Source organism: Asanoa siamensis, assembly GCF_016862555.1.
Taxonomy (GTDB): domain Bacteria; phylum Actinomycetota; class Actinomycetes; order Mycobacteriales; family Micromonosporaceae; genus Asanoa; species Asanoa siamensis.
On the sequence record NZ_BONE01000088.1, the window covers coordinates 24,469 to 33,334 of the forward strand.

An 8,866-nucleotide genomic window follows, 5' to 3' on the forward strand; every position below is an offset into this window, starting at 1 on the left:
TAATGGCAGTGACAGCATTCCGCATGCACCGTTAGGGTCGGGCGCATGGCTCCCGTCGCGCACCTGCATGTGCATCTCGAGAGTGCCGTGCGGTGGTCGACGCTGGGTGAGATCGCGGCCGCCAACGGCATCGTGTTCCCCGCGCACCTGCGGGGTGGGCGGCACCGGTTCGCGTCCTTCGCCGACTTCTTCGACCAGAACCACCTCGTCCGCGAGTGCCTGCGCCGGCCGGCTGACTTCCACCGCGTGGCCGTCGAGTTCTGCGCGGACCAGGTGGCCCAGGGCGTCGGCTACGTCGAGGTGTCGTTCACCGCCGCGGCGCACGGGGAGCGGCTCGGTGACCTCGGCATGCCGCTCGCGGCCGTGCTCGACGGGCTGGCCGAGGGCGGCGAGCGCCACGGGCTCGACTGGAAGGTCATCCTCGACACCTCGCGCCGGCGGTCGGTGGAACGGGCCTGGCGCACGCTGGACCTCGCCCGTAAGCACGCCGACCACGTGGTCGCCGTCGGGCTGGCCGGCGACGAGGACCACCCGGCCGCACCGTTCGCCGCCGTCTTCGCCGAGGCCCGCGAGGCCGGCCTGCACGTCGTGCACCACGCCGGCGAGGCGGCGGGCCCGGCCAGCATCCGCGAGGCCCTCGACGTCGGCCTGGCCGAGCGCATCGGTCACGGCATCCGCGTGCTCGACGACCCGGACCTGACCGCCGAGGTGCGCGAGCGCGGCATCCCGCTCGAGGTCTGCCCGGCCTCCAACGTCGCGCTCGGCTTCGCGCCCTCGCTCGACGCGCACCCGCTGCCGCGGCTCTGCGCCGCGGGCCTGACGGTCACCCTCAACACCGACATCCCGGAGATGGTGCACACCACCCTGCGGGACGAGTACGCGCACGCGGCGCGCTGGTCCGACGTGGACGTCGACGCCCTCGCCCGCGCCGCGGTGACGGCGTCGTTCGCCGACGACGCCACCAAGGCCCGGCTGTCAGCGGTTGCGGACGGCGGCGCCTAGCACGTCGTGGTTCAGGGCGCCGATCACCGTCAGCGGGATGCCCTTCGGGCAGACCGCCGTGCACTCCCCGGTGTTGGTGCAGCCGCCGAAGCCCGCGTCGTCGTGGGCCGCCAGCATGGCCTGTGCCCGCGACGAGCGCTCCGGCTGCCCCTGCGGCAGGGCGCCCAGGTGGGCCACCTTCGCGGCGGTGAACAGCATCGCCGAGCCGTTGGGGCAGGCCGCCACGCAGGCGCCGCAGCCGATGCAGGCGGCCGCCTCGAACGCGGAGTCGGCGTCGACCTTCGGCACCGGCATGGCGTGCGCGTCGGGCGCGCTGCCGGTCGGCGCCGAGATGTAGCCGCCGGACGCGATGATGCGGTCGAACGCGCCGCGGTCGACCACCAGGTCCTTGACGACCGGGAAGGCCCGCGCCCGCCACGGCTCGACGTCGATCGTGTCGCCGTCGTTGAAGTGTCGCATGTGGAGCTGGCAGGCGGTGGTCAGCTTCTGCGGCCCGTGCGCCACGCCGTTGATCACCATGCCGCAGGCGCCGCAGATGCCCTCGCGGCAGTCGTGGTCGAACGCCACCGGCTCCTCGCCGGCCGTCGTCAGCCGCTCGTTGAGCACGTCGAGCACCTCGAGGAACGACATGTCGGCGGAGAGCCCGTCGACGTCGTACGCCACCATCTTGCCGCGGGCGTCCCGGTCCTTCTGGCGCCAGATCCGCAGGGTCAGTTTCACGAGTAGCTCCGCTGGGTGGGTGTCTCGTACTCGAAATCGAGCTCTTCCTTGTGCAGCACCGGGACGTCGCCGTACTCCCAGGCGGCCACGTAGGAGAAGTTCTCGTCGTCGCGCAGCGCCTCGCCGTCCGGGGTCTGCGACTCGGCCCGGAAGTGGCCGCCGCAGGACTCGGTGCGGTGCAGCGCGTCCACGCACATCAACTCGGCCAGCTCGAAGAAGTCCGCGACCCGGCCGGCCCGCTCCAGCGACTGGTTGAGCTCGGCGCCCGTCCCCGGCACCTTGACCCGGGTCCAGAACTCCTCGCGCAGCGACCGGATCAGCTCGATCGCCTTGCGCAGCCCTTCGTCGGTGCGCTCCATGCCGCAGTACTCCCACATGATCTTGCCGAGCTCGCGGTGGAACGAGTCCACCGAGCGGTCGCCGTCGATCGAGAGCAGCTTCTGGACGCGGTCGGTGACGGCGGCCCGCGCCGACGCCACCTCCGGGTGCTTCGGCGTCAGCTTCGGGAACGGGCCGTCGGCCAGGTACGCGCCGATCGTGTTCGGCAGCACGAAGTAGCCGTCGGCGAGCCCCTGCATCAGCGCGGACGCGCCGAGCCGGTTGGCGCCGTGGTCCGAGAAGTTGGCCTCACCGATGACGAACAGGCCCGGGATCGTCGACCGCAGGTCGTAGTCGACCCAGAGCCCGCCCATCGTGTAATGCACGGCGGGATAGATGCGCATGGGCGTCCGGTACGGGTCGTCGCCGGTGATCCGCTCGTACATCTCGAAGAGGTTGCCGTAGCGGGCTTCCACAGTGGACCGGCCTAGCCGCTCGAGCGCGTCGGCGAAGTCGAGGTAGACGCCGCGACCGCCCGGCCCGACGCCGCGGCCGTCGTCGCAGACCGCCTTGGTCGCCCGGGAGGCGATGTCGCGCGGCACCAGGTTCCCGTACGCCGGGTAGCGCCGCTCCAGGAAGTAGTCCCGCTCGTCCTCGGGGATGTCGGCCGGCGCCCGCGTGTCACCCGCCTGTGCGGGCACCCAGACCCGGCCGTCGTTGCGCAGCGACTCGCTCATCAGCGTCAGCTTCGACTGGTGGTCGCCGGAGACCGGGATGCAGGTCGGGTGGATCTGGGTGAACGCCGGGTTCGCGAACAGCGCGCCCTTGCGGTGCGCCCGCCAGCTCGCCGAGACGTTGCAGCCCTTGGCGTTGGTCGACAGGTGGAACACGTTGCCGTAGCCGCCGGTGGCCAGCACGACCGCGTCGGCCAGGTCGACGGTCACCGCGCCCGTCTCCAGGTCGCGCACCACGATGCCGCGGGCCCGGCCGTCGACGACGAGCAGGTCGAGCATCTCGTGGCGGGTGTGCATGGTGACGGTGCCGGCGTTCACCTGGCGCTCCAGGGCCTGGTACGCGCCGAGCAGGAGCTGCTGGCCCGTCTGTCCGCGGGCGTAGAACGTGCGCGACACCTGGGCGCCGCCGAACGAGCGGGTGTCCAGCAGGCCGCCGTACTCGCGGGCGAACGGCACGCCCTGGGCCACGCACTGGTCGATGATCTCGACGGAGACCTCGGCCAGCCGGTACACGTTGGACTCGCGGGAGCGGAAGTCGCCGCCCTTGATGGTGTCGTGGAAGAGCCGCTCGACCGAGTCGCCGTCGTTGCGGTAGTTCTTCGCCGCGTTGATGCCGCCCTGCGCCGCGATCGAGTGCGCCCGCCGCGGGCTGTCCTGGTAGCAGTAGCAGCGCACCCGGTAGCCGAGCTCGCCGAGCGTGGCGGCGGCCGAGCCACCGGCCAGGCCGCTGCCGACCACGATCACGTCGAGCCGGCGGCGGTTGGCCGGGTTGACCAGGCGGCCGGTGGAGCGGCGCTTGGTCCAGCGCTCCGCCAGCGGGCCGTCCGGTGCCCTGGTGTCGGCGATCGGTGCGCCGAGGACGAACTCACCCGGGTTCGTTGTCATGCGGGTCAACCCACCAATCCGACGAGTACGGAGAACGGCACCACGAGGAAGCCGGCCACGAGGAGGACCGCGAAACCGAGCGCGGCGACGCGGGCTCGCTGTTCGCCCTTGGCGGTGCGCTGGCCGAGGGTGCGCAGCGCGCTGAACAGCCCGTGCCGCACGTGGAAGCCGAGCGCGATGATCGCGAGCGTGTAGAACAGGGTGACCGGCCAGCGGCTCGGCGCGAAACCCGCCACCACGTTGGCGTACGGCGTGGCCGGGTTGCCGACGGGGTTGACCGTGCCGACCGTCAGGTCCAGCAGGTGCCAGACGATGAAGAGCAGGATGAGCACGCCGCCCCAGCGCATCGTGCGGGCCGCGTAGCTGCCCTGCACCTTGGGGCGGTGGGCGTAGCGGACCGGCCGGGCGCGCCTGGCGCGCAGCGCGAGGGCGGTCGCCGCCCAGGCGTGGCCGACGACGGCGGCGGTCAGCACACCGCGCTGGATCCAGAGGTACCAGTAGTGGGGGAGCACGGGAGCCCCGATGTCGCGCAGCCAGTGCGCGTAGTGGTCGAAGGACTCGGCGCCGAAGAAGATCTTGAGGTTGCCGGCCATGTGGGCGACCAGGAACGCCAGCAGGAGGAGGCCGGTCACGGCCATGACGCTCTTGGCGCCTACCGTCGACCGGTAGACCGCTTTCCGGCCCGGCGTCGGCGTCGTTGCCTTCGTCGTGCTGGCCGCGCGGTCGCGCGTACCCGAAACCACCATGCGTTTGACGCTAGGTTGAGCTGTTGTGATGCGTCCAATGCATGGCGATAGTGGTGTCGATAGCTGTAAGCTATCGATATGCGCCTGGAGCAGCTACGGTCGTTCGTAGCCGTAGCGGAACTTAGACATTTCACCCAGGCCGCCATCGCGGTCGGTGTGGCCCAGCCCTCACTCAGTAAGCAGATTCACAGCCTCGAAGCCGAGCTGGGGGCGCCGCTGTTCACCCGGCTGCCGTCCGAGGTCGAGCTGACGCCGGCCGGCGAGACGCTGCTGCCGCTGGCCCAGCGGATCCTGGCCGACGCGGAGACCGCGCACCGCGAGGTGCGCAACCTGGTCGGGCTGACCCGGGGGCGGGTGCGGCTCGGTGCGACCCCGAGCCTGTGCACGTCGCTGGCGCCGCGGGTGCTGCGCCGGTTCCACCTCGACCACCCCGGCATCGAGCTGCGGGTCGCCGAGGGCGGGTCACAGGAGCTGGTCAGCGCGCTCTCGCACGGCGAGCTCGACCTGGCCCTGGTGGTGCTGCCCTCCACCGGCATCGACCCGGCCCTGTCGGCCGCACCGATCCTTTCGGAAGCGCTGGTCGTGGCCGCGCCGGTCGGCTCGGTCCTGCCGGACCCGATGCGGGTCGAGGACCTGCGGGACCGGCCGCTGGTGATGTTCCGGCCGGGCTACACCCTGCGCGACGACGCGATCGAGGCGTGCCGGCGGGCGGGCTTCGAGCCGACGTTCGCCGTCGAGGGCGGTGAGCTGGACGCGGTGCTGGAGTTCGTCGAGGCCGGCCTCGGTGTGGCGGTCGTGCCGGAGATGGTGCTGGCCAACCGCCCCGGGCTGCGCTGCGTGCCGCTCGCGCCGCCGGGCCTGCGCCGCACGATCGCCATCGCGCAGCGGCGCGGCGTGGCCCTGACCCACGCGGCCGCGGCGCTCCGCGACGCGGTGCTCGCCGCGGTCTAGGGTGTGCGAACGTGAAACCTTGGCGCGATGTCGCGGCCCGCATGCTCGGCCGGCCGGCCCCGACCCGGGTGGTCCACACCGGCACGGTGCGGCAACGCTCACGGATGCCCGCCCCGTTGCGGCGGCGCGACGACCGGCTGCTCGAATACTCGCCGGAGCTGGACGGCCGCGCCGATCCCGGCGAGGTCGTCTGGACGTGGGTGCCCTACGAGGAGGACCCGCGACAGGGCAAGGACCGCCCGGTCGTGGTGGTCGGCCGCAAGGGCCGGGTGATGCTGGGGCTGATGCTCTCCAGCAACGGCCGCCGGGAGGGCCAGCACGGTTGGCTGCCGCTCGGCGCGGGATCGTGGGACCGCGACGGGCGACCGAGCTACGTGCGGCTCGACCGGGTGCTGACGGTCGACGAACGCGGTATCCGCCGCGAGGGCTCCATTTTGGACCGCGGCCGCTTCGACCGGATCGCCGCGCGCCTGCGCGCTGATTACGGCTGGCGCTGAGCGCCGCCACGCGCGCAGGACACGGTTGAGGTCAGGTTGTCGGCACCAGAGCGGCGGCTGCGTCCAGTTGGGCCAGTTCCGTAGAGGTCATCGTGGGGTTGGCGCGGCGTTTGGCGACCACCCAGGCCAGCGCCTCCGGCGACGGTGTCGGTAGGGCCGCGCACAGGTCCGCGTGGCCCGCCTTGGCGATGGCGGCCAGGTGTGGCTCGGTCGTCCACAGTGTCACCTGAGCCATGATCATCAAGGTCATCGCCACGTCGCGGTCGGGTAGGCCCTCGGCGGCGTTCGCCCAGTCGAAGAGGATCGGGCCGCGGTCGGTCAACATGACGTTGTCGGGGTGCAGGTCGAGGTGGAGGATTCGGTCGCCCGGGTCCCGGGCCGAACGCGCCGGCAACGCGTGCAGCCGCCGGTGCAGGTCCGCGAGGATGCCGGCGCAGGTGGCGCTGTCGGCGGTGCCGGCGACCGCGGCGGCCAGCAGCGTCTGCCCACCCAACCGCTCCATGACCAGGTCGGGCCCGTCGGCATCGTGCACCACCGGCACCGGGTAGCCCACGGCCGCCAGATGTCGCATCAACTCGGCCTCCGGCCCGGCGGCTCGCCCGAACCGCGACCGCCGCAGCACCCGGCCGCGATCGAGCGCGTAGACGTCACAATCCCGACCGGACGCGATCAGCTCCATGCCTCGCCATCATGGCGGTCCAGCGACGATGACGCGACCCGAGGGACCGCACCACCGCCGTTCCCGATCGGACGCTAGGCGGCCGCCCATGATCGATGGCGTCTCGGTCAGGAGAACCAGAAGGTCAAGGCGCGGAGGCGGTGGGGGTCGGCGAGCACGTTGATCTCGACGATGCGCCCGCCGCGGACCACGAAGGACATGATGGAGACGACCTCGTCGCGCGGCGCGATGACCGCGCCCGGCAGCCCGTTGATCAGGGCGCGCCGGATCGCCGGGAAGAGCAGACCGCCGATGCGGGCCTGGCCGGCCACCTCCGCGCCGCCGCGCAGGATCATCGAGAGGGCCGGGCGGCCCGGGCCGCCGTCGGCCCGCAGCAGCACGTCCGGGTCGAGCACCGCGAGCAGCGCGTCGAAGTCGCCGTCGCGGGACGCCGCGAAGAACGCGTCGACCACCTCGCGCTGGCGGGCCAGGTCGGCGTCCGGGGTCGGCGCGGCGTCCGCGACCCGGCGGCGAGCCCGACTGGCCAACTGGCGCGTCGCGGCCGGTGAGCGGTCGACGATCAGCGCGATCTCGTCGAACGCCACAGCGAACATGTCGTGCAGCACGAACGCCAGCCGCTCCGCCGGGTTGAGCGTGTCGAGGACGACCAGCAGCGCCAGGCCGACCTCGTCGGCGAGCATGGCCTCGCCCTCCGGGCCGAGGCCCTCGTCGGGGCGCACGATCGGGTCCGGCACGTGCGTGTCGAGCGGCAGTTCGGGGCGCGTGGTGCGGGAGCGCAGCAGGTTGAGGCAGATGCGGCCGGTCACGGTGGTCAGCCAGCCGCCCAGGTTCTCGATCTCCGAGACGTCCGTGCGGGCGAGCCGCAGCCAGGTCTCCTGCACCGCGTCGTCGGCCTCGCTGAGCGAGCCCAGCATCCGGTACGCGACCGCCCGCAGGCGCCCGCGGTGCTCCTCGAAGACCTGGGTTTCGTCCACCGGTCACATCCTCTCGCCAGCTCGTGTCATACCTGTAGAAGAGCGAGGCTACAAATCTGGAGGAACATCGTGAACACTCCGATTCTGGTCACCGGGGGCACGGGCACGCTCGGGCGGTACGTGGTCGGCCGGCTCCGCGAGAAGGGCAGCGAGATCCGCGTGCTCACCCGGACGCCCCGGCCGCCGGCCGACGGAGTCACCTATGTGGCCGGTGACCTGGCCACCGGCGACGGCGCGGCGGCCGCGGTCGAGGGCATCGGCACCATCGTGCACCTCGCCGGCACCCAGAAGGGCGACGACGTCAAGGCCCGCCACCTGATGGCCGCGGCCGCGCGGGCCGGCGCCGAGCATGTGGTCTACATCTCCGTCGTCGGCGCGGACCGCACCCCGGTGAAAAGCGCGATCGACAGGGCCATGTTCGGGTACGTGGCCGCGAAGCGCGCCGCCGAGGAGATCGTCGCGGCGTCCGGCGTGCCGTACTCGACGCTGCGCGCCACCCAGTTCCACGAGTTGGCCTTCCAGGCCGTCGCGGCGATGGCGAAGCTGCCGGTCGTCTTCGCGCCGGGCGGCACCAGCATGCAGCCGATCGCCGCCGACGAGGTCGCCGCCCGCCTGGTGGAGCTCGCGCTGGGCGAGCCGCAGGGCCTCGTCGCCGACATGGGCGGCCCGCGGATCCACTCCTTCGCCGGGCTGGCCCGCTCCTACCTCCGGGCGACCGGTCGCCGCCGGCCGATCGTCTCGGTGCCGGCTCCGGGCGCGGCGGCCCGCGCCTTCCGCGCCGGCGCCAACCTCACGCCGGAGCACGCGGTCGGCCACCAGACCTGGGAGGACTTCCTGACGCAGCGCCTGGCCATCTAGCCTCGGTGGGTGCGCATCGAGGTCCGCGGGTCGGCCACCGCCCGGGACGGGGCCGCCCTCTGGCCGGTGTACGACGCGGTCTTCGGCGACCATCCCACCTACCACGGCTGGCGGGAGTCGGTCTGGGACCGTCACCGGACCCGGCCCGGCTTCCGCCTCGCGCGGGCGCACAAGACCGGGTTGGTCGGATTCGCCTACGGCTACACGGGCGAGCAGGGCCAGTGGTGGACCGACCAGGCCCGCGCCGCGCTGCCGTCCGACGTGGCCGACGAGTGGCTCGGCGGCCACTTCGAGGTCGTCAGCATCGGCGTGCTCGACGACCACCGGCGCCGGGGAGTCGGCCGTGCCCTGTTCCGCGCCCTGCTCGACGGGCTCACCCACGACCGCCTGCTGCTGATGACCACCGCTGACGAGATCGACCCGGCCCGCCGCCTCTACGCCGCCGAGGGCTGGCGGGTCCTCGGTCCCGGCATCGGCGTCGCGACGGTCATCCTGGGCAGCC

General features: G+C 72.7%; 10 protein-coding genes. 5 read left to right on the forward strand and 5 right to left on the reverse strand.

The window, feature by feature from the left end; genetic code table 11:
• Positions 1-45: 45 nt before the first annotated feature.
• On the forward strand, positions 46-1,002 hold the full coding sequence (add, locus tag Asi02nite_RS34575; protein WP_203718240.1) for an adenosine deaminase: 957 nt from the start codon (positions 46-48) through the stop codon (positions 1,000-1,002).
• Here the strand turns inward: add and Asi02nite_RS34580 are convergent.
• From Asi02nite_RS34580 to Asi02nite_RS34590, 3 genes are read right to left on the reverse strand one after another with little or no spacing between them, the layout of a single operon-like run.
• Positions 976-1,722 carry a succinate dehydrogenase/fumarate reductase iron-sulfur subunit gene (locus Asi02nite_RS34580; RefSeq protein WP_203718241.1) on the reverse strand — a complete coding sequence of 249 codons (747 nt, stop codon included), beginning with the start codon at positions 1,720-1,722 and terminating at the stop codon, positions 976-978. The two genes, add and Asi02nite_RS34580, sit on opposite strands and share 27 nt — an antisense overlap.
• Positions 1,719-3,659 carry a fumarate reductase/succinate dehydrogenase flavoprotein subunit gene (locus Asi02nite_RS34585; RefSeq protein WP_203718242.1) on the reverse strand — a complete coding sequence of 647 codons (1,941 nt, stop codon included), beginning with the start codon at positions 3,657-3,659 and terminating at the stop codon, positions 1,719-1,721. Before Asi02nite_RS34585 ends, Asi02nite_RS34580 begins: the two co-directional genes overlap by 4 nt.
• A gap of 5 nt (positions 3,660-3,664) precedes the next feature.
• Complete coding sequence (locus tag Asi02nite_RS34590) at positions 3,665-4,405, reverse strand: succinate dehydrogenase cytochrome b subunit (RefSeq protein ID WP_203718243.1); 741 nt, start codon at positions 4,403-4,405, stop codon at positions 3,665-3,667.
• A 72-nt stretch (positions 4,406-4,477) separates the two neighbouring features.
• Between Asi02nite_RS34590 and Asi02nite_RS34595 the strand changes: the two genes are divergently transcribed.
• Both Asi02nite_RS34595 and Asi02nite_RS34600 read left to right on the forward strand, forming a co-directional pair.
• Positions 4,478-5,356 carry a LysR family transcriptional regulator gene (locus Asi02nite_RS34595; protein WP_203718249.1) on the forward strand — a complete coding sequence of 293 codons (879 nt, stop codon included), beginning with the start codon at positions 4,478-4,480 and terminating at the stop codon, positions 5,354-5,356.
• 41 nt (positions 5,357-5,397) lie between these two features.
• Entirely contained in the window at positions 5,398-5,853 is a 456-nt protein-coding gene (locus Asi02nite_RS34600; protein ID WP_373312379.1) for a type II toxin-antitoxin system PemK/MazF family toxin, read from the forward strand.
• A gap of 31 nt (positions 5,854-5,884) precedes the next feature.
• On the opposite strand, the gene Asi02nite_RS34605 is transcribed toward Asi02nite_RS34600, so the two are convergent.
• Positions 5,885-6,532, reverse strand: coding sequence for a phosphotransferase (locus Asi02nite_RS34605; protein ID WP_203718244.1), 648 nt, complete (start codon positions 6,530-6,532; stop codon positions 5,885-5,887).
• 107 nt (positions 6,533-6,639) lie between these two features.
• Positions 6,640-7,506: a sigma-70 family RNA polymerase sigma factor gene (locus Asi02nite_RS34610; protein ID WP_203718245.1), complete on the reverse strand. Its 867-nt coding sequence runs from the start codon at positions 7,504-7,506 to the stop codon at positions 6,640-6,642.
• Between the two features lie 69 nt (positions 7,507-7,575).
• Here Asi02nite_RS34610 and Asi02nite_RS34615 point away from each other — a divergent pair, with 69 nt between their 5' ends.
• Positions 7,576-8,364 carry an SDR family oxidoreductase gene (locus Asi02nite_RS34615; RefSeq protein WP_203718246.1) on the forward strand — a complete coding sequence of 263 codons (789 nt, stop codon included), beginning with the start codon at positions 7,576-7,578 and terminating at the stop codon, positions 8,362-8,364.
• Between the two features lie 9 nt (positions 8,365-8,373).
• Positions 8,374-8,866, forward strand: a 493-nt coding sequence (locus Asi02nite_RS34620) for a GNAT family N-acetyltransferase (RefSeq protein WP_203718247.1), incomplete at its 3' end; no start/stop codon positions are given.

What these genes read in the sequence shown, in the direction of transcription:
- Asi02nite_RS34605 (WP_203718244.1), bottom strand. Translation starts at nt 6,532, where the DNA reads ATGGAGCTGATCGCGTCCGGTCGGGATTGTGACGTCTACGCGCTCGAT.
- Asi02nite_RS34585 (WP_203718242.1), bottom strand. Translation starts at nt 3,659, where the DNA reads ATGACAACGAACCCGGGTGAGTTCGTCCTCGGCGCACCGATCGCCGAC.
- Asi02nite_RS34600 (WP_373312379.1), top strand. Translation starts at nt 5,398, where the DNA reads ATGCTCGGCCGGCCGGCCCCGACCCGGGTGGTCCACACCGGCACGGTG.
- Asi02nite_RS34590 (WP_203718243.1), bottom strand. Translation starts at nt 4,405, where the DNA reads ATGGTGGTTTCGGGTACGCGCGACCGCGCGGCCAGCACGACGAAGGCA.
- add (WP_203718240.1), top strand. Translation starts at nt 46, where the DNA reads ATGGCTCCCGTCGCGCACCTGCATGTGCATCTCGAGAGTGCCGTGCGG.